Here is a 19,321-nt window from a genome sequence, read left to right as displayed (position 1 = left end):
GCACCTGCGGTATTCCCGTTAGCTAAGGCTGTATGCCGGGGCGCTTTAGCTTGGTTCGGCACGCTGCTCTTGGCAGCTGGCTTTCTTCTGCGGGGGAACCACAGTATGTTTTAAGGTGCTCCCCGGTTCGATTTCTTAAGCTAAAGTTTAGCTAGCGGTTACAGAAGTAAAGGTATTGCAGAAAAAGGAGGTGTAATGCGATCTAGGTAGCATTTGAAGATGATCTAGGCGACATTTGCGTGTGATATAGATCACTCCGTTTTTGGGAGAAATTGCTTAGGTTCTATGGAGCTGCTTGAGGCACACATTGAAGGTGCGGCGATCAATATGGAGGTATTTGGCCAATAGTTCTTGTTTTACTTTGGTTTGGATACCGGGATAGGCGGTCAATAGGTCTGAAACACGCTGAAGGGCGGGGTGGGCCAAAGTACTGTTGCGATGGCTTAACCTACGGGCCCGTATGCTGTAGGTACGCGCTAGCAACGGAGAAAGGTTAGGGTAATGGTGAAGAAGTTGCTTTAACCGGAAATAGGATATGCCTACTAAAATACTTTCGTCCCAAAGTTGTATGCTTTCTTGCAGTGTTTTGTTCTCAAAGAAGCTTTCTGGCTGAAAGAGGATGTCGCCTTTTTTCCAGAGTAACACTGGGCGCTCTTCCGCCAGTACGGGATCATATTGTATGCTGCAGGCAACACCGCGCACAAGGTACCATAGGCTACCGCCATCGCTATCGTTTTCATATTCGATGATGGCCATCTTGGCCTGCGTTATGATTTTGGTTTGTTGCGTGATATGATCTTTTAGTTCATCTGGAATTTCAATAAAGGAATTAAGTTCTTGCAGGGCTTGTTGTATATAAGTAGATTTTTCATGCATGGTACCTCCTGTGTTATGGTTTTTGTGGCGTTTGTTTTTTTACAGTCTGGCGCATGCCTAAGCCATCATGATACCAGGGCCAGCCGAAGAGACCGGGATGTAATTGCAAGGTAAGGGTATCGCCTTCCTTGATAGCATGGTAGGCTTTTGCTGAAACGGGTAATAGCATGCCGTGGTAGGCTTTATCTTTATAGTAGCTGATGGATAGGGTGTAATCTCCATAGGGTGGGCATTTCTGTATGACAATGGCGGGGTACGTAACCGTGTCTTTCCTCGTGTCATAGCGACAGTTGATAATGCTGAGCATGGAATGGAAATAGATAATGCAGAGTGTCCCTAACAGAAAGGTGAGCAGCAAGCGGTACTCTAATAGCGATTTGTCTTCAGCAATATGCTTGACATGGTAGTACACCCAAAGCCCAATGAGCGCGTAACTGAGTAAGGAAGCACTGATAAATAAAGGTACGGTGCTGAGTAGGTTGGCATTGTAAAGGGTGTTCAGTTTGATGAGACAGATGTAACCCATGATACCGAGTATGGCTAATACCGCATATACCTGCCTACGTGCACTTTGCCAGTTAACCAGTAGGATGAATACCGGAAAGCATAATACCCAATAGAAGTCTACATGCTGCGATTGCTGTAAAAAAAGCATATAATAAGATCCTAAGGCGGCGAGGAGCAAGAGGTAGGTATTACGTGCGCCAATCTGGATTTGTAAAGAATCAGCGTCTTCCGGTGAATCATCAATCGCTTCGCTTGCTGGAAATGGAACCGGTAAGCCCCAAATAAAGGCATTGATCAAATAAGCGGCAAAGGAGAGGAGCAAGGCGAGGGCTAGCACGACGATCATGCCAAGACTTGTAAAGACCTGATCTAGCAGTTGTTTGCTTGTAAAGACGCCAAGTATTTGCTGATAGGCCTGATGGCAGAGGCGATAGCTGCTCCATAACAAGAGTATTGACCCGATGAACAGTAGCGCCTGCTGTGCCCAAGATAAAGTGTTTTTTTGCTTCATAATATGCAGCTTGTTGATTTTCATAAAGTTAAAGAATGCTGTTGGGCTGATAAAAACTTTGCTGGAGAATGTCAACCTAACGCCAAAGTCTTGGTTAAAGCGTAATTCTTCTGGTTAAAACCCCTTTTTTATTGGTTAAAGGGCCTTATCGTCTTAGGCTAAAGCTGCGCGAACGAATGTATGTGTTTTTGCTGGTCTTTTATTTTTTGTATCTTGTTGGTGACAAACCTGTTGTGCGGAAAGCTGCCTGGGCCGGATATAAGATCTTATTGCTATGAAGGAGAACTTTACGAAACATAAGGTAAGGTCTAAGGGGCCTGTTTTCGACTATCAGGATCGATTCCCGCTGGTGATGGGGGCCTTATTGATGGCAGGATTGTGTTGTTATTACGCTTCTAAAGTGGGCATGTTAGTGGGGATGACAACGGCGAATTTTTACGTGAGTTACTTCGTGTTTCTCTTCTTTATTGGTGGCACGTTGGCATATATACGCTGGGAGGTGCGTATATTGGATAGGAAATGGAGTTGGTTAAGTGGCTGGTTCAATAGATTGGTTTTTCAGGCCGCATATTGCTGGGCGGCACCTAGCTTGGCGCTTTTTTTAGTATACCTGGCAGCCCATAAGTTGTTATCGACAGAGGTGCTGACCTCGGGTTTGTTTGAGGTAGATTTGCCTTGGATTATTGTGTTGTTGCTGCTGGTGAATCTCTGCTATACCTTGGCTTTTTTTGTTCAGTTGCATAATCGAGCTAGTTTAAAAAGACGGGGATTATTGAAGCGCTATCGATATGTAGTCCAATCGGAAAATACAATGTTCAGGGATAAGGCACGTTTGGAGAAAGAAAATGAAGCACTTCAGCATGAAATAAGCGCCTTGAAAACACAAATAGTGGAGCTGGAAAGGAGTGTATCACTATTGCAAACCGAGGATAACTTTGAGGTGAACGGCAAAAACTTAGCGAGTATTTATGAAGTGCATACGCAAAAGCTGATCTCACTTCATCAATATGAAGATATTGCTTGCTTTCTTTATGAAGAACCTTACGTTTACCTCACGACGAAGGCCGACGGACAAAAGATCCCAGCAAACGAGTCGTCGCTCATTAAAGTAGAGAGCGAAACGCAAGGCTTTTTCCGTAAGGTGAACCGCAAGATGGCATTGCCGCAGCATATGCTATTGGCCTGCAAACGCATAAAGGACGGGAAGCTTGAGCTACAACTGAAAGAACCGCTAAATTGTACGCTTGAAATTTCAAAAGAATTGGCTCCACGTTTACGCAATTGGATTTTGGAAGCAGTGGGGAAAATTGAGTAGGAGGGTGGACTGCCGTACCAACTCCCTACAAAATTCGACCGTTTTTCAGGTTTTTTCCAGATCCTGACCAGATTTTCACCAGATAAATCTGGTCAGGATCTGGTCAGATCTGAAGAGGATCTGGTAAATGAGCGAAGTTAGTACGGAGTTAGGTGGTAGTTTGTACGCGCAGTATCCCATGGCGCTGAAAGCTACCATCAGAAGCAGGTACAGCATCGGCCGAAATGCCAAAACCTTTTTTTAATCAGTTCCGCGCGCGCGGATTAGATTCCGAAGGCTTTGCAAGAAATGATACAGGGGAAGTGGTTATATCGAAAAACGACGAACTTATTTTGCGCTAAAACGTTACCTTTAGAAAATAAAAATGAGCATCATGAACCGTCCATGTTTTAAAATTTCATTTTCATCACATAGGGAAATTAAATTTAAAACATGGTGAGCTCCATCTGACCGATGGAAAAAAATTATTTACAGATGAAACCTGCATGAATTGCCATTCAAAAAAGAGTACGAATAATTCATGCAAGCTTCATTGCTTTTAAAAACAAATTATTCGAATGAAAAACAAATGTAATATCAGTAAAATCGGAAGTGCCGTTGTTGGACAGGCCGCAGGCGGTAGAGTAGCCCTTGGGGCGATGGCAGTTGGAGCATTGGCCCTTGGCGCGGTAGCTATCGGTGCACTTGCAATCGGTGCGCTGCGCATAGGTAAAGGAAAAGTTGGTAGATTGCATATCCATGAGCTGCAGATCGACAAGCTGATTATAAAAGATCAGAAACCGTAATGCTGAGGCGATGATGCTCATCCTGACTCATCCTTATTCAGTATTTACCCCAAAAACAGAGCCGAGGCTGTTTATTTCGGTTGGACGCCGCTTTTATACCAACCATTTTTCCTTTAATGTTCTCCTTATTTACTCTATTGCAAAATTTAGCGTTGCTTCCATTTCAAAATTAGTAACACTGCCTACTGCGATGCTAGGTTTCCAAGGGATACTTTTAACCGCTGCTATAACAGCTTCTTCACAGCCATAACCTAGTCCTCTTCTCACACGGAAGTTAACAGGTTCTCCCTTCGCGGAAATTTCGAAGGTAATGCTAACGAGCCCTTCAATACCATGATCCAAGGCCTCTTGAGGATAGATCACATGTTGCTTTAGGTGCTTCTGAAAACCTGAAATGCCACCAGCAGGTGTTGGTGGAAGATAGAATGAACAGTTAAATCCTTCCGGTATTTTTGCCTGATAGAGAACGGATGTTTTGGTCCTTTTACCCTTACTGCTGATTTGTATGGTATCCATAGTCCAGTTACTACTGTCTTTTACGGTGAGGTTGATGATACGGCTACCCATCACGGGTACGGTCTGCTGTAAGTATAGCCCCATGATATGGAGCGTATCACCGGGCTCAATATATTCAATACGGTAATTTCCTAAACTGTCTGTAACGCTTTTAGGCGCCTCCTCATAAAAGTACTTTGCCGATTTAAGCCAAACCGTAATTCCGTTTGCAGGCTCTCCATTGGGTGTGGTGAGTTTCCCGCGCACATGGATCGTATCGGGTATTGAAAATGTCTTGATAACATAATCGGCACTGTCCCTCACAGAAACGAGTTGCGCGAAGGATGGTAAAGCAAAGATCTGTAGGAAAGTAAAGAGTATAAATAGGATTTTCATTTTGCTGTTTATGCCTTGGATGCAGGAATGGATTGATTTCCATAAGGATTGGATAGTTAGAACAAAAAAGAGGCGTATTGCATATACCTCATTTATCAATCCCAGCTGCTGCATTAAATGGGTGGCATTTTTATTTTTTGCAATGCCTTTGCTTATTTTATAGTCGAAGTGGAGCTCATTTGCCACTAGTCGACTTTCAAAACAATAATTGCTAACAGCTAAATCAAAAATAAAAGGTGGTCTACTAAGTTTGCTTTGCCAAATTCCCGGCAACCGGAATTAAGAGGAAGATCTTCCTGACGCTCTTTGATACCAATTCTCCAATCGGATATCTTCTAATTTGTTAAAATGCTTAAGGTTATCAGTTACCAACACCAATCCATATTCAATTGCTGTAACGCCAATATTAAGTCAAAATCATCGTGATGAGGTGTCCCTAATTTACGAAGCCTAACTTTTTCTTTTGCATAACGATTGATAGCCCCGAATATTGGTACAATTGACAGCCCATTAATAAAGTCGTCAACTGCTTTATGTGATTTTTTAGGATTACTACTGTTCTCGGCGCCATAACGTAGCTCAGCTACAGTTACTTCGGAGATGAAAAAATTTTCTCTACCTTTTTCTCTAATAATTCGGGCTAAATCAAGTTTTCCACGTAAATAGAAAACACATATACTTGTGTCTAAGAGATACTGCATTAGAAGCGAATGTCTTTTTTACTAAACTTTCTTGCTGATCTTATTTCTTCTACTAAAGTCTCTGCCTCTTCGCTAGAAGAAAATGCACCAAATGATTTGTAAAAAGCCGTTTCCTTTGTGCAGCAAAATTAAAGGGCTTAGTCCGAATTTTGTATCTTACCAACCAATTGTGTGGTACTATAAAAAATGTAAGTAATGTCGAAGATAAAAGAAACGTCAACCAATTTTGCGAATAAGCAGGCATTAGCCGACGAGTGCCCCGAAGTGTATGCCGCCAGCATTATCGGTGGGCAGTGGACCTTGGTTATCTGCTCTTGGTTAATAAACGGAAAGCTGCGGTTTGGGGAATTGAAAAGGTTATTGCCCAACATCACGGAACGGATGCTGACCTTACAACTCCGGAAATTGGAAGAAAATAAAATCGTCTCGCGGACCGTTTACGCGGAGGTTCCGCCACGGGTGGAATATGAACTGACTCCAATTGGCTACGAAATGAAATCCGTTATTAAAGCGCTTGAGAAGTGGGGAGAGAAACACAAAAAGCTGGAGTAAACAGGTAATTGATGTTAAGGTGCTGTCGGTGCCTTGTATAATGATGCTAATAAAAACGACAGAAAAGAGGATACTTATTCTATAAAACGGCGCTTGATGGCTGAAGAGCATTAGAACATCATTTTATATGCATGCGCGATTAAATTGCATATAAAAATGAATTTATCTAAGTTTGGTAAACTAATCAAGGATTTATGGAAGTAAAGAAGTTATTCCCTGTGCTTCTACTGTTCTGCTGCACCATCGGTGCTTATGCGCAGCGAGGTGAAAATGATCAATCGTTTAAAAGAATAACACTTAATGTGGCTGTCGAGACTGCCTTTGATGAAATTGTCGACTACCTCCAGGCGGAAGACCTGTTTATTACAGCGATGGATAAACAAGCCGGCTTTATACAAGCGAAGATTTTCGTGAAAGATAAGCGTGTTTTATCGGCAAAAAAAGGAGAGAAGAGAACCTTTAATTTTATCCTAAGGCCAAAGGATACAGCAACGGAGCTTTCGTTGAATATTTATGTGGAAGAGTATATGTTCGGGGGGGATGTGCACAATAGAACCTATTATTACGACGATCAGGGTATCTTGGAAGACAAAAAGATTTATCAGGATCTCTTGGACGACTTACAACAGCGGATAAGGTCCTAGGCTTAATCCGTAATTTAGACAGCAGTGCGGCAGGGTCTTGTCATTTAAATATGGCTAGAAAATCGGCGGAATTAAGTATGGGAGTCTTTTCATCCTCGCTTAATAGCTTGTCTAATTCTTCCTGTGAAAAACCTGTTGACTTCGCTTCTGCACTTGCCTTTCTCATTGTCTCAAACAACCTTTCATTGGCAGATTGATTGCTGAAAAAATCGTTCAAAAAGGCATTAATATATATCTCAACTTTTCGTTTCCTGTCTGGATCCGCTTGCTCGTAAGCGGAAGCTAAAGCCGGAGGTACTTGTATTGATATGGTTTTCATCGTTGTATCTTATCCCATTTGATACTCAAATATACGAAAAATTAAAGGAATGGTTGTTTGAAATTTTTTAGGGATACTAGAGTAAAATTACGACTTAAATTTTCTTTAAGATGGTCAATCAAGGCTCTTGGTTTCTTGCGCAGATCGCCCGCGGTGGGGTACAGTTTCTTTCTCGGTCGAATTTATCGAGCTTGCGGGGGGTAATAATGGGGTATGCATATACTTTGCTTACCCTTCCTTTACCCGTTGTTTACCTTTTCTTTACCTATTCTCTACCTTTTCTTTACCCTTTGTTTACCCTGGAGGTATAAGAGGGGCAACGAAGGACTAAAGATAGTACAAACGGAGGATAGATTTGAATAGTGTGCTGCTTGACTTAAGTCTGATAGAAACAAACACAATAGGTTAATTCAAAAGTTTTTAACGCCTTTGGAAGAATAAGATCGAAGATCTATGGCTGGATTGTTGCTGATTTCTTTCAGGGTCAGTGATGTAGCATTTATTGCTGAGATGAAAAAAATCCATAATCTTCGAGTAAAGGATCTAAATCTTTATTGCGGTGCTCCACCTGTTCACTTTGTTCATTTGCCGAAGAAAATCGCTTCCCAGCTCTGGATACCCTAATTTAGCAGGGAACCCAAATCTATTGTGCATGAATACAGAAGAAAGCTACATCAAACCTGGTAAATTTGTTGATCCGTTAAGCGATTTTGGTTTCCGTCACTATTTTGGCAGTGAGCCGAACAAAGAAATCCTGATTGAGTTTCTGAATGACCTTTTTGAAGGGGTTGAATACGGACCTAATGAGCATGACGGGGACGATAAGGAAGACAAAAGAGTTGTTTTTGACCTACACTGTCGCGGAAGCAATGGCGAGTACTTTATCATCGAAATGCAGCGTATACGGCAGGAATATTTCAGGGACAGAGCGCTTTATTATAGCTCGCGTTTAATTCAGCGTCAGTTACCGAAAGGAAAAGCTTTCAATAGTTACCAGCTACCCGAAGTTTTTCTTATCGCTCTTTTGGAATTTCGTATGGAAGAAAAGCAGCGAAGCCATTATTTTCATGATATCGCCCTTTGCAATAAGAGCACTGGCGAAATTTTTTACAAAAAGCTGGGCTTTAAATTCATAGAGTTGCCTAATTTTGTCAAAACGGAAGGAGAGCTGGATAACGAACGGGACAAGTGGTTTTACTTGCTCAAACACATGAGCAATATGGACCAAGTCCCTAAATTTTTGGATAAGCGGGTTTTTAAACTTATCTTTAAGATAGGAACAGTATCAAAATTAAGCAAGGAGGAACGTATGGCATACGAAGCAAGCCTAAAGGCGAAATGGGATACCCAGAATGCCTTTGATCACGCAATAAAAGAAGCTGCAAAAAAAGCGGCAAAAGAAGCTGCAGAAGAAGCCACAAAAAAAGCCAGAGAAGAGGAACGTGCCAGAGCCGAAAAAGAAAAACATAAAGTACTTGTAGACTCAGCTAAATCTTTGAAAGAGACCGGACTTTTAAGTAACGAGCAAATTGCCAAAAGCCTTAAGCTACCATTGGACGTAGTTGAGAATCTATAAAAGCAATTTAGTATAAGTTTACAGAAGCCATGTTTTTCAATGAATGAGGTCGAAGTGCAAATTATGAATTAGTAAAAAGCCTATAGTGAGAGGCAGTTCTTCCTTGGCTACCATTCGGTACTTAAAAATCGAAACTAGCTGTTGCTTTCCGTCGATCTCAAATTAGATTCAAACTGTTACTTTGCCGCATAGCTGTTCGCTGTAGTTTTTTTGCTAATTTATCGATGCGCCTTTTATTGACTTGTTGTAATAAAGACGGATATAAATTCATTCCTATATTCACGATCATCATCGTGCATCCAAATAAAAAGTCGGATCGCAGAAACTTATCTAAGGCGAAAAAGCAGACAAACATAAAGGCGATTAAATGACTTATTTCAGCGGTCGTCATTTCCCTCCGCAACGTATCTAAATCTGTCTGATCAATTCTTGTTTTCAGATGAAGTTTTGGATTAAAAAACTTAAAGAATGTGTTTTTTACCATCCATTTAAAAAAGCCAAGTCCAATGAGTTGATTCAAACGATCGCTTTTGATAAAATTCAGGTCGGAAAGTTGTTTCTTGTAGAAGGTGCTGTTTTGTAATAGCACATTAAAGAGCATTCCCACAATCCAGGAAATGGTTGTTATTGAAAGGCTGAATGTAAAATATTTAATTATCATTACCGGGTTTATTTGCTGTTAATGCTCAAACCTAAGATAAATTACTGTCATATGCAATATAATCGCTCCCGCCGTTATTCATCCCTCAACGAATCAATCGGGTTGGCAATGGCTGCTTTGATGGCCTGCGAACTAACAGTAAGTAACGCGAGCAGCAAAGCGCCCAATCCGGACAATATAAACAAGCCCCACCCGAGCGCAATGCGATAGGTATAGGTCTGCAGAAAACGGTCCATAGCCCAGTAGGCAATGGGAAAGGCCACCAAACAGGAGATCACAACCAACAAGGCAAATTCTTTGGACAATAACTGCGTAATGGAAAAAACCGATGCACCCAATACTTTGCGGACACCGATTTCCTTGGTGCGATTTTCGGCCATGTAAGCCGCTAGTCCAAATAATCCCAGGCAAGAGATGAAAATGGTTAGAAAGGCAAATAAGGCAGCCATCGTGCCGGTTTGTTCTGATTCTTTGAATTTCTGTGCATAGGCTTTATCTACAAAATTGTAGACAAAGGGATAATCTGGGTTGTAACGTTTAAAAATGGCTTCTGTTTTAGCAAGTGCAGTCGCTGTGCTTAAAGATGGATTAAACTTGATGTGCATGATATTAAACCAGCCTTTTGCGCCTTCGATGACGGTGGGCTCAATGGGATCATAAGGTGAACGCGAAATAAAATCGGCCACCACACCTATAACGTGCCATTCGATCCCATTGTCGCGGATCACCTGGCCTATCGGATCTTTAAAACCCATGGCTTTTACGGCTGCCTCATTTAAAAGTACCGCGGTGGAATCTGTAGGATACTGCGTGAGATCCATGTCCCTACCCGCAACCAACTTGAGTCCGGCAGTTTGTACGATATGCTCATCCGCACACATACGATCGAAAAGCGTTTTATCGTTTGGCGCTTTCCCCTCCCATTGAAATCCGTTGGTATTGCTCCAACTTTCTGTAATGGGGCAACTGGAACGTGTTATTGATGCTGCCACACCGTCTTGTAATAACTCGTTTTTTATAAGACGGCTGTTTTTGGCCATCTCACCTTCTTCAAAAATATAGACGACATTGTTTTTGTCATACCCATTTTCCCGGTCTTTTGCATATTGGATTTGCTTACGAATAACCAAGGTGCTTATGATGAGGATAATGGCAATGCTAAACTGAACAACCACCAATATTTTACGGAGACTAAAGGTTGCTTTTGCTTGTTTGAAAGTGCCTTTTAACACCTTGACGGGCTGGAAGGAGGAAAGGAAGAATGCCGGGAAACTGCCTGCCAGTATTCCCGTGATCAGAATAAAACCAATGGCATTTAACCAAAACCGGAAATCACCAAAATCGACCGCTAAACGTCTGCTTATTAGATTTCCAAAGGCAGGCAAAACCAACCAGGTAATAAGGAGGGCAATAAGACCTGAAATAGTGGCAATTAAGATGGATTCGCTCAGAAACTGACCGATCAAGGATAAACGATAGGCTCCTGCAACTTTTCGGACACCGACCTCTTTGGCTCTTTTTTCACTGCGCGCGGTGCTGATGTTCATGAAATTGATGCAGGCAATCAGCAGGATAAAGACGGCGATTAAGGTGAAAAGATGTACCATATCGATACGCCCTCCTACGATTTTTCCATTTTCAAATTTGGAGCGTAGCCACCAATCGGGCAATGCGTGTAATAACACTTCGGTATCTTCTTCCGGGCCGTTATGACGCATGGTGATGTCCTTGATCTTCTTGTTCATCGCCTCTTTGCTAATGCCGGGATTTAATTCCACATAGGTCTGCACTGAATTGTTACTCCAGTAATCGTCACTGTACCCAATCTTTTCGAGGTATCGCCAGGGAAGTAAAAACTCGATATTCGTGAACCGGGTGTTGCCGGGCATATCGGCTAAAACGCCCGAAACGGTGACCATATCCACACTGTCAATCTTAAGCGTTTTGCCCAGCGCAACTTCGTTCCCGAATAAGCGCTTGGCAAGTGCCTGTGTAATGACAATTTCGGTCGGGCTGTTTAAGATGTGCTTTTTGTCTCCTGCAAGCAGCTGAAAATCAAACATGTCAAGAAAAGCGGAGTCAACAAAGGCACCCTCTCCCTTCATCTTCTTTTCATCTACCGAGAGCAGAAAGTTATAACCGTCGGAATATCGGCTATAATTGGCTATTTCCGGAAATTCGGCTTTGGCGGCTGGGCCCAAAGGCTTGGGTGTATAAAACCAAACTTGAAGTTTGTCCCCCCAATTGGCTCGGTTCCCCAATAGGAAAAGCTGGTCTTTTTTGTGATGGAACATATCAAAACTGCGTTCATTTTCCACCCAGGACAGAATGAGCATGGCCGCAGCCATACCGATAGCCAATCCGCCGATATTCAAGATAGAATAGCCTTTATTTTTAAGTAGATTGCGCCAAGCGATTTTGATGTAGTTCTTCAACATAAGAAAGTCTTCGGTTTTACGGTATGGTAAACATAAACGAGGCCATAAAGGTTATTTTGTTGATTAATAACAACTTATGTTTGAGGCTTAGGCCGGTGGACTGTTCGTTTTCGGACAGCTGGCGTTCATTCTCGGACACTGTCTTGTCCTTACTACTTTTCCTCTTTTGTCACTGCTTCTTCATATAATACCTAATTGTACCAGTCGGTCTAATTAACTCTTATATTTGTGAACCGAATGGTTCAATATGATAGGAGACCATCACGATTTATTCAAACCACACAGGGGCGCGAATAAAATCTGATAGCTTCATCACTGTTAAAACCGCCGAAGACAGCATGAATACCTTTAGAGGTAAATATAAATGAATAAACAAATTTAAATAAATGAAAAAATTAGAAAACAAGGTGGCCGTGGTTACCGGGGCTTCCAAAGGAATCGGGGCAGCCATTGCAAAAAAGTTGGCTGCGGAAGGCGCTGCTGTGGTGGTCAACTACGGTGCTGCCCAAGCGGATGCAGAAACGGTAGTTGCCGAAATTGTAAACCACGGAGGCAAAGCAATAGCCGTTCAGGCGGATGTATCGAAAACGGCAGATGTTGATCGTCTTTTTGCGGAAACGATCAGACAATACGGTACCCTCGATGTATTGGTCAATAATGCTGGGGTTTATGTCTGGGCACCTATAGAAGATCTTACCGAGGAAGCCTTTCACCACCAGTTCAATATCAACGTACTGGGTGTGCTGCTGACCTCCAAAGCGGCAGTAAACAGTTTTGGCGATAAAGGCGGCAGCATTATCAACATTGGCTCGGCAGTATCGAGTGCAACGCCTGCCGGAAGCGCGATTTATACGGCGACCAAGACTGCTGTAGATTCCATCACCCGGGTGTTATCCAAAGAATTGGGACCTCGGAACATTCGGGTGAATTCTATTAATCCAGGCATGGTGTCTACGGAAGGTTCGCGCGCCGCTGGTTTTATCGGCAGTGAATTCGCGGAGGCGATGGTTAATGAAACACCCTTGCGACGCATGGGTGAGCCCGAAGATATTGCACCCGTAGCGGCATTTTTGGCATCAGATGAATCGAAGTGGTTAACCGGAGAGCTAATCCTCGCGAGTGGCGGTGTGCGGTAATGCTTTTTTCTTTTAAAATCGATAGCTTTGCCTTTGCTAGGCAAGGCTACTTTTTTATGAGAACAAAAGACTTTGATGAGAACGAGATATTAAAGAAAGCAATTTCCATCTTTTGGGAGAAGGGCTATCATGCAACTTCTTTGTATGATTTAATAGAAGGCCTCGGCATAGGACGGTCGAGCATTTATCATGCGTTTGGCGACAAGCATAATTTGTTTATGAAAGCGCTGGAGCAATACCAAAAGGAAGCTACTGCGCGGATTGAGGCAAGCCTGAATGATGCGCCTTCTGTTAAAGAGGGTGTCAGGGCGCTCTTGCGTTCCGGTATTGTGGATGCGCTGGGCCGCGAATGCCCCAAAGGATGTTTCAAGGTAAATACGGAGGTTGAACTTGCTGCCCATGATGAATTAATCAGGAATGTACTTCGCGAAGATGAGCGGCTTATTGAAGGTGCGTTGATCAAAGCGATTAAAACGGGGCAAAAGGAGGGGCAGATCAACGCATCCAAAGACCCAGTAGCGCTGACACATTTCATATGCAATACCATCACCGGACTGCGCGTGTATGCTAAAACCAGGAACGACCGTCAGTTTTTCGAAGGTATTATCGAAACGGCATTGTCTGTATTAGACTGATCAAGGAAGGGCCTGTATAAACAAAGTCTTACCCCCGTTAGGCAATTACTTACCGACCGCTACTATAAAACAAAGTTTATAGATGCTTCGAGTTTCATTGGTGTTTGTTTGGTAGATGCCGCTTATTGCTATATTCCATAAAAAGGATGAACAGGAATACATCAATAACAGCTTGTAATCGCAGTCTCACAAGTTATGACAACAAAAAAAATTATTTATAATTGTAAGAGAAAAATGATTATAAAAATGAAAATAAAAGCGCGCTACTTCGCCGTGATCTTATTATGGCTGTTAACACATGCATTTTCCCTTTCTGATTTATATGCAATCAATCCACAAAGGAAGTATGCGGCTCTACCCGACGTTATTGGTGTTGCCTATCAAAACCATAAAATTAAGGTAGATGAAAGTATTTCACTTAACTCGTGGATATGTTTGCAGGAGGACGATAAAAAGCCTTATATCATAATTTCTGGATCGGATGCAGGCAATATGGCCAATAACCTGGGCCAGGCGCAGGCGCTTTATAATGCCGGATATAACGTTGTCCTTTATGATTATAGAGGTTTTGGTGAAAGTTCGGATTTTGATATCAATGCTGACATGCTGTACTACGACGAGTTTGGGGAGGATCTGAGGGCGGTGATCGCTTTCGTGACGAAAACCTATAAAACAGACAAGGTTTTTCTGTACGGACTTTCGATGGGAACAGTGATTTCCCGGATGAACGTGTCTAACGACTCAGCGATAAAAGGCTTGATCCTCGACTCCTTTGTTATCAATCCATCACTGGTAAAGGAGCGCATTTTTAAAGCGAAGAGTAGAACGCTCGTTTTGCCGGAAGGTGCTGAAAGTTATACCGAATCAAATAAACAGCCGCTTCAAAAGCCTGTGCTGATTTTTTCGGGATTACAGGATATGTTCACCAAAACGGATGACTATAAAGTGTTTTTGGAAAAAAATCCTTCAGCCAAAATCGTAACCTGGGATTGTAACCACTTGGAATGTTTTACCTCAATGGGTACCGACTCCGATCTCTATGTCGAAGAAATAAAGAAGTTCATAACCAAATCTATCTAAATCATTTTTGCCGCAGAGGCTTGTTCTTAGGGATAATAGATAGATTGCTAATGTCTGTAGTAAAAGACGACTAATAGAGGACTATAGCTGGCACAAAAATAAAGGATGCCCTATTGTTCATTACAAATTTCGCAAAGTAAAGCGTGTTGATCAGGAGGAAACTAATCGTATGGCTCAATGAGCGTTATTAAAGCGTAATTTTCTCCTTATGTATTTCCTGGCCATAAAGGTCGACCACTCGAATATAATAAGAGCCTTTGTCCAGGAAAATTTTTTGATCTGTTGTTTCCTGAAGGACCATATTCAAAACCGGTACGGCCAATGCTCCAAATTGATCAAATTCGTTGCACTCGAAGACCGATAGCAAAGTTTGATCGTACTTTTTATCAGCAAGCCTCAAGGTACACGGGATGCCGCCGCTATGCAGCAACCAGGTGGCATAGCGGTTATCGATCCAGTTGGTGTTGGGAAATACGATCGTGGCATCTACTAAGTTCAATTTGCTGAATTCTCTATATGCATCTTTCTTTAAATTTTTATAGATAACGGGTTGGTTGATGCGCTGCCTTAGGTGATGAAAAAGCTGTGGCGCTTCGCTATTGATTGATTGGTTGATACAGAAGGGGTCTATGCCGCTTAAGGTTTTAAAGCGGTAAGCCATCCAATTCTTTTCCGGATCTTTGTTGATATGGCCATGTCCTGCAAAAACGATGGCTTTCGCTTTTGGGTCGTTTTTTAACGTTTCGTAGATCGTGGTAGCGTGGTGTTGTTCACGCTCGGCTATGGTATTACAAGGCGTTTCATTACAGTCATAGGGAATCAGTTTGAAACCGAGCTGAATGGCCTTGCGTATGAGGTTTCCAAACATGGGCTCCGAGGTATAAAAGCCCGAGGTTTGCAGTGGAAACCCTCTTTTGTCGATATTTTCTTCGTGTAGGCCTTCTATGAACAAATAGGCGAAACCCTCCGCTTTTAGTACAGGGAGTAAGTTGGATAAAAAAAGCCTTCCCCGGGGATCTGTATGTGACTCGTTTAGCATAATGACCTGTCGCCCGCGGGCGATACGAGTGATCTCGTCTACCGCGTTTAAGGCAGTGTAGTCGGCATCTTCAAGAATATCCGTTTCCCAATGGCGGGAGTCCATATAGGACATTTCATTGTTTTTTACATCGCCCACAAAAGAGCTGAAGGTGGTAAGCATCGTTCGATGCGCAAAGTATAAAGGTTTATTTGTCGAATCTGCTTTACTTTCGATACTGAGATAATACGGAACCAAATAGTTATAACCACTCGCTTCGTAGCTCTTCAATATGACGGTCATCGGGTCTGTATGGGCTCTCTTTAAATAAGTAACAATGGAATCCTGCGTGAAAGTTACTTGGTTAGGGGGAAGGTTTTGCGTATAACAATACGGAGGATAACCAAAGATTCCGAGAAAAAGCAAAAGGATAAAGCTGTTGACCTGCATAACCGGCTGTTTTTAATTTATGTAAACATACAACTAAATATTTAGTTTGAAAAATATTCTTTCAATTGGTTTTATAAAGGGATAGGTTCGGTTTCTTTCGTATGGCTGTTCAACGCCGCTTATTGCTGTTAGGAGGGAAGGGGGGGCGGGAAGGTAGCGGGCCTACGGTATCCGTATGATAGAATGGCAGTAAATGTTAGAAGAAAGGGCGAATTTGGTTGGGACTTAAACAAGCCTTTTGTTGAGTCATGTTTACATTTTTCATATTAAATTGTTAAGTCTATTTAACAAAATAGTGTTATTTTTGTTTAATAGATATATCAAAATGGAAAAACTGTTTACTAAGTCGGCTTTTTTAACGGAAGATATTGCTACACGGCACGTTCGCGGACTATATGAGAAGATTGATTGGACCGACCGGTTGATTGGCATTTTAGGAGCTCGCGGAACGGGGAAAACTACCTTGCTATTGCAGCGAATCAGGATGGCTTATAGGGAGCGATATGAAGCGGCGCTATATATATCCATGGATGATATTTACTTTGCCACCAATACCTTAGTGGGATTTGCCGAGCAGTTCAGACAGCGAGGAGGTAAAATATTGTTTATTGATGAAGTGCATAAATATCCGCATTGGTCGCGTGAGATCAAAAACGTTTATGACACCTATAAAGATCTGCAACTGGTATTTACGGGATCTTCCATTATTGACATTCACAAGCAAGAGGCGGATTTGAGTAGAAGGGCGGTTTTTTATGAATTACAGGGTTTGTCTTTTAGGGAGTACCTCCAATTTATTGGGGTTGCCGATAAGCTGCCTAAATACGACCTGAGTGATTTGTTAACTGATCACATGAAAATTGTGCTAAGCTTGACGAAATCTTTCCGACCCTTGCAGTATTTTGGAGAATACTTACGTGGCGGGTATTATCCCTTTTTTCTGGAAAACACCAACACATATCTCATCCGTTTGGAACAGGTTGCCCGTTTAATCGTCGAAACAGAACTGCGCTATGTGGAAGGGTTTGATGTAGGTAATACATCTAAAATCATGTCTTTATTAGCAATATTGGCAGAGCAAGTGCCTTTTAAGCCCAATATCAGCAAATTGAGCGAAAAAATTGGACTAAGTAGAAATACGCTTTTACAATATCTTCACTACCTTTCAAAAGCGAAACTCATCAGCCTATTAGAAATGTTAGGGCATAGTGTAAGCATATTGCAAAAACCAGAAAAAATCTATTTGGAAAATCCTAATTTACATTATGCCTTGGCAAACCATCAGCCGAATATAGGGGCGCAGCGGGAGTCTTTTTTCCTTAATCAACTTCGTAACGGAGGTTATTTGGTTTCATTGGCGCCTGCGAGTGATTTCTTTGTAGAGGGACAATATACTTTTGAGATAGGAGGGAAAAGCAAAAAGAAAACGCAGATTAAAGACGTAGACCAAGGCTTCATCGTAGCAGATGATATAGAAGTGGGCGCTTATAACAAAATTCCGCTATGGCTTTTTGGTTTTCTGTATTAAACCATGGTAAGCGCACGACAGAATGACGGTAAATGTTAGAAGAAAGGGCGAATTTGTTGAGGCTTAAGCAAATTTCGTAGATTAGCGTTTAAACAACCTTTTGATGGTATGATAGCACTAGTAACGGCATGATGACAATAAAAATTGATATTAAAAAACGATCAATAATCGTCCTATTAATCGGTATACTGGCTATTTTGCTGTGGATGATTTTTAGCAATAAAAATGTCGGAAATGTTTCCCCACCCAAGCTTAACATCCGCGCAGAAATACAACGCGATATCCACTATAAAGAAGATTTAAAATTGGATATCTACAAACCCTTGAATCCCATAGCAGATAAGCATCCGGTTATTGTATTCATTCACGGTGGCGGATTGTAAAGATGCCATACGCTGGATAAGAAAAAATGCCTCAAATTATCATTTCGATAACAATCAGATCGGAATCTGGGGCGCCTCTGCCGGAGGGAACTTAGCTTTGTTAACTGCGTATTCCCCTCCAGATTCTTTCCCCGGAGATAAAACATTGCTTGCCTATTCTTCGTCCGTCAATTTCGTGATTGACAATTTTGGTCCGGTAGATTTAAATCAATTACTCCGAACCGATGTCTCGGCATTTAAAGGTAATATTTTTAAGCTTTTCTATAAAGAAAAGTACCAAAGAAGAAGAGATAAATTATATGAGCTAACAGGATTGGATGTCGAAACCGACGGCCAAAAAGTTGTTGAAAAATGTAGCCTGTATTCTCCAATACAATACGTGAGCAGAACAAGTGTGCCGACGCTAATATTACACGGAACGGCAGATGAAACGGTGAACCTTAAACAATCTGAAATATTGTATAAGAAGCTAAAAGTGCAGGGAGTTCCCGGATCTAGATTTATTACCTACAAAAACCTCACACACGGTTTTAAGAATGCGAATGTAGCGCAGATCGCTGAGATAACAAAAAGCTCTATAGACTTCGTGCAGGCGCAAATAAATCAATAATAAAATGAAGGCGAAAATCGGACAGCGTTGGGATTGCGGTAAAGATGATTTTGATTTTCTTTACCGCGAGAATGGATGGTATAGGGTGCGTTTAATATAATAATAGGTTGAAGAAAAAGCTTTTGTTCTTATTTAAATATCATGAGCCTGTAGCGTTCGGCGGATTTCAATTGTTTCTTAAAAAACTAAATCATTTTTTATAAACATTAAACTTTATTATGAAGAGTCTAAATCTACTCCTTATTGCCTTAGTTGCCTTGTTTGTTGGTTGCGGAAAAGAAGATCGTGATCTGCTGGAGGTGGATTCGGCGTCCATCCAGGGAAGATGGGAGCTCCGACATGTTTTGGGTGTACAGATAGCTGATGCCCCATCTGATTTTGAAGCGGGAAATGGAAATATTATCGAATTTGACGGACAGCGGTTTCGGCAAATTTCGCAGTACGAGGAGGAGGCTGTGACCTCAGACGGAACATATGAGGTTGTGGAAGTGGAACCCATAGAAATTGATGGCACGAAATATAGGCGTAAAATTATTTTTACATCCGAAAGCGAGCACCGTACATCCGATCAGTTTGTCAAAATATCAGGAAATAAGCTCATGTTGAGTACGGGGTCGAGGTCACATGATGGCAGTACGGCCACTTACGACAAGATCTAGCGTGGTATAACATCGCGGGCCTTCGCAACTTGACGCTTTGTCGTAT

At 42.0% G+C, this 19,321-nt stretch carries 20 protein-coding genes; 12 read left to right on the top strand and 8 right to left on the bottom strand.

Translation table 11 applies throughout. The features are described from left to right. Positions 1-276: 276 nt before the first annotated feature. The gene (locus tag EPX21_RS01920) at positions 277-876 is read right to left on the bottom strand and encodes a Crp/Fnr family transcriptional regulator (protein ID WP_134087984.1); all 600 of its coding nucleotides are present in this window, start codon (positions 874-876) and stop codon (positions 277-279) included. A gap of 13 nt (positions 877-889) precedes the next feature. After that, positions 890-1,894: a hypothetical protein gene (locus EPX21_RS01915; protein ID WP_134087983.1), complete on the bottom strand. Its 1,005-nt coding sequence runs from the start codon at positions 1,892-1,894 to the stop codon at positions 890-892. Positions 1,895-2,168: 274 nt separating this feature from the next. Between EPX21_RS01915 and EPX21_RS01910 the strand changes: the two genes are divergently transcribed. Together EPX21_RS01910 and EPX21_RS01905 are read left to right on the top strand one after the other, a co-directional pair. Beyond that, positions 2,169-3,209 (top strand): hypothetical protein, encoded by a 1,041-nt coding sequence (locus EPX21_RS01910; RefSeq protein ID WP_134087982.1) that lies wholly within the window; start codon positions 2,169-2,171, stop codon positions 3,207-3,209. Positions 3,210-3,766: 557 nt separating this feature from the next. Then, positions 3,767-3,994, top strand: a complete 228-nt coding sequence (locus EPX21_RS01905; protein ID WP_134087981.1) for a hypothetical protein — start codon at positions 3,767-3,769, stop codon at positions 3,992-3,994. Positions 3,995-4,123: 129 nt separating this feature from the next. On the opposite strand, the gene EPX21_RS01900 is transcribed toward EPX21_RS01905, so the two are convergent. Further along, positions 4,124-5,071 (bottom strand): energy transducer TonB, encoded by a 948-nt coding sequence (locus tag EPX21_RS01900; protein ID WP_134087980.1) that lies wholly within the window; start codon positions 5,069-5,071, stop codon positions 4,124-4,126. A gap of 179 nt (positions 5,072-5,250) precedes the next feature. Further along, positions 5,251-5,586 carry a PIN domain-containing protein gene (locus tag EPX21_RS01895; protein ID WP_240768471.1) on the bottom strand — a complete coding sequence of 112 codons (336 nt, stop codon included), beginning with the start codon at positions 5,584-5,586 and terminating at the stop codon, positions 5,251-5,253. A gap of 195 nt (positions 5,587-5,781) precedes the next feature. Here EPX21_RS01895 and EPX21_RS01890 point away from each other — a divergent pair, with 195 nt between their 5' ends. Together EPX21_RS01890 and EPX21_RS01885 are read left to right on the top strand one after the other, a co-directional pair. After that, positions 5,782-6,138 carry a helix-turn-helix domain-containing protein gene (locus tag EPX21_RS01890; protein WP_134087979.1) on the top strand — a complete coding sequence of 119 codons (357 nt, stop codon included), beginning with the start codon at positions 5,782-5,784 and terminating at the stop codon, positions 6,136-6,138. A gap of 194 nt (positions 6,139-6,332) precedes the next feature. Next, entirely contained in the window at positions 6,333-6,782 is a 450-nt protein-coding gene (locus tag EPX21_RS01885) for a hypothetical protein (RefSeq protein WP_134087978.1), read from the top strand. 40 nt (positions 6,783-6,822) lie between these two features. Here the strand turns inward: EPX21_RS01885 and EPX21_RS01880 are convergent, their stop codons facing one another. After that, entirely contained in the window at positions 6,823-7,101 is a 279-nt protein-coding gene (locus EPX21_RS01880; RefSeq protein ID WP_134087977.1) for a hypothetical protein, read from the bottom strand. Between the two features lie 652 nt (positions 7,102-7,753). Between EPX21_RS01880 and EPX21_RS01875 the strand changes: the two genes are divergently transcribed. Then, positions 7,754-8,677, top strand: coding sequence for an Rpn family recombination-promoting nuclease/putative transposase (locus tag EPX21_RS01875; RefSeq protein WP_134087976.1), 924 nt, complete (start codon positions 7,754-7,756; stop codon positions 8,675-8,677). A 157-nt stretch (positions 8,678-8,834) separates the two neighbouring features. Here the strand turns inward: EPX21_RS01875 and EPX21_RS01870 are convergent, their stop codons facing one another. Both EPX21_RS01870 and EPX21_RS01865 read right to left on the bottom strand, forming a co-directional pair. Beyond that, positions 8,835-9,338 carry a hypothetical protein gene (locus EPX21_RS01870; protein ID WP_134087975.1) on the bottom strand — a complete coding sequence of 168 codons (504 nt, stop codon included), beginning with the start codon at positions 9,336-9,338 and terminating at the stop codon, positions 8,835-8,837. 74 nt (positions 9,339-9,412) lie between these two features. After that, entirely contained in the window at positions 9,413-11,776 is a 2,364-nt protein-coding gene (locus EPX21_RS01865; RefSeq protein ID WP_134087974.1) for an ABC transporter permease, read from the bottom strand. Positions 11,777-12,162: 386 nt separating this feature from the next. Between EPX21_RS01865 and EPX21_RS01860 the strand changes: the two genes are divergently transcribed. From EPX21_RS01860 to EPX21_RS01850, 3 genes are all read left to right on the top strand, one after another. Further along, positions 12,163-12,912 carry an SDR family NAD(P)-dependent oxidoreductase gene (locus tag EPX21_RS01860; RefSeq protein WP_134087973.1) on the top strand — a complete coding sequence of 250 codons (750 nt, stop codon included), beginning with the start codon at positions 12,163-12,165 and terminating at the stop codon, positions 12,910-12,912. 56 nt (positions 12,913-12,968) lie between these two features. Then, on the top strand, positions 12,969-13,547 hold the full coding sequence (locus tag EPX21_RS01855; protein WP_134087972.1) for a TetR/AcrR family transcriptional regulator: 579 nt from the start codon (positions 12,969-12,971) through the stop codon (positions 13,545-13,547). Between the two features lie 246 nt (positions 13,548-13,793). After that, a complete protein-coding gene (locus tag EPX21_RS01850; RefSeq protein ID WP_166670656.1) occupies positions 13,794-14,627 on the top strand; it encodes an alpha/beta hydrolase in 834 nt (277 codons plus the stop codon). A gap of 187 nt (positions 14,628-14,814) precedes the next feature. On the opposite strand, the gene EPX21_RS01845 is transcribed toward EPX21_RS01850, so the two are convergent. Beyond that, the gene (locus EPX21_RS01845) at positions 14,815-16,095 is read right to left on the bottom strand and encodes a hypothetical protein (protein WP_134087970.1); all 1,281 of its coding nucleotides are present in this window, start codon (positions 16,093-16,095) and stop codon (positions 14,815-14,817) included. Between the two features lie 325 nt (positions 16,096-16,420). On the opposite strand from EPX21_RS01845, the gene EPX21_RS01840 reads away from it, so the two are divergent. The 4 genes from EPX21_RS01840 to EPX21_RS01825 all read left to right on the top strand — a co-directional run bounded on the left by EPX21_RS01840 (position 16,421) and on the right by EPX21_RS01825 (position 19,275). Next, complete coding sequence (locus EPX21_RS01840) at positions 16,421-17,623, top strand: ATP-binding protein (RefSeq protein WP_134087969.1); 1,203 nt, start codon at positions 16,421-16,423, stop codon at positions 17,621-17,623. A 128-nt stretch (positions 17,624-17,751) separates the two neighbouring features. Further along, positions 17,752-18,006, top strand: a complete 255-nt coding sequence (locus EPX21_RS01835; protein WP_134087968.1) for a carboxylesterase family protein — start codon at positions 17,752-17,754, stop codon at positions 18,004-18,006. After that, positions 17,978-18,616: an alpha/beta hydrolase gene (locus tag EPX21_RS01830; protein ID WP_166670655.1), complete on the top strand. Its 639-nt coding sequence runs from the start codon at positions 17,978-17,980 to the stop codon at positions 18,614-18,616. Before EPX21_RS01835 ends, EPX21_RS01830 begins: the two co-directional genes overlap by 29 nt. 218 nt (positions 18,617-18,834) lie before the next feature. Further along, positions 18,835-19,275 carry a hypothetical protein gene (locus tag EPX21_RS01825; protein ID WP_134087966.1) on the top strand — a complete coding sequence of 147 codons (441 nt, stop codon included), beginning with the start codon at positions 18,835-18,837 and terminating at the stop codon, positions 19,273-19,275. Positions 19,276-19,321 lie beyond the last annotated feature (46 nt).

The sequence above is a fragment of the Olivibacter sp. XZL3 genome, assembly GCF_004368405.1.
GTDB lineage: Bacteria > Bacteroidota > Bacteroidia > Sphingobacteriales > Sphingobacteriaceae > Olivibacter.
Note: the sequence above shows the minus strand (reverse complement) of the source record. Positions and strands in the feature narration are given on the sequence as shown.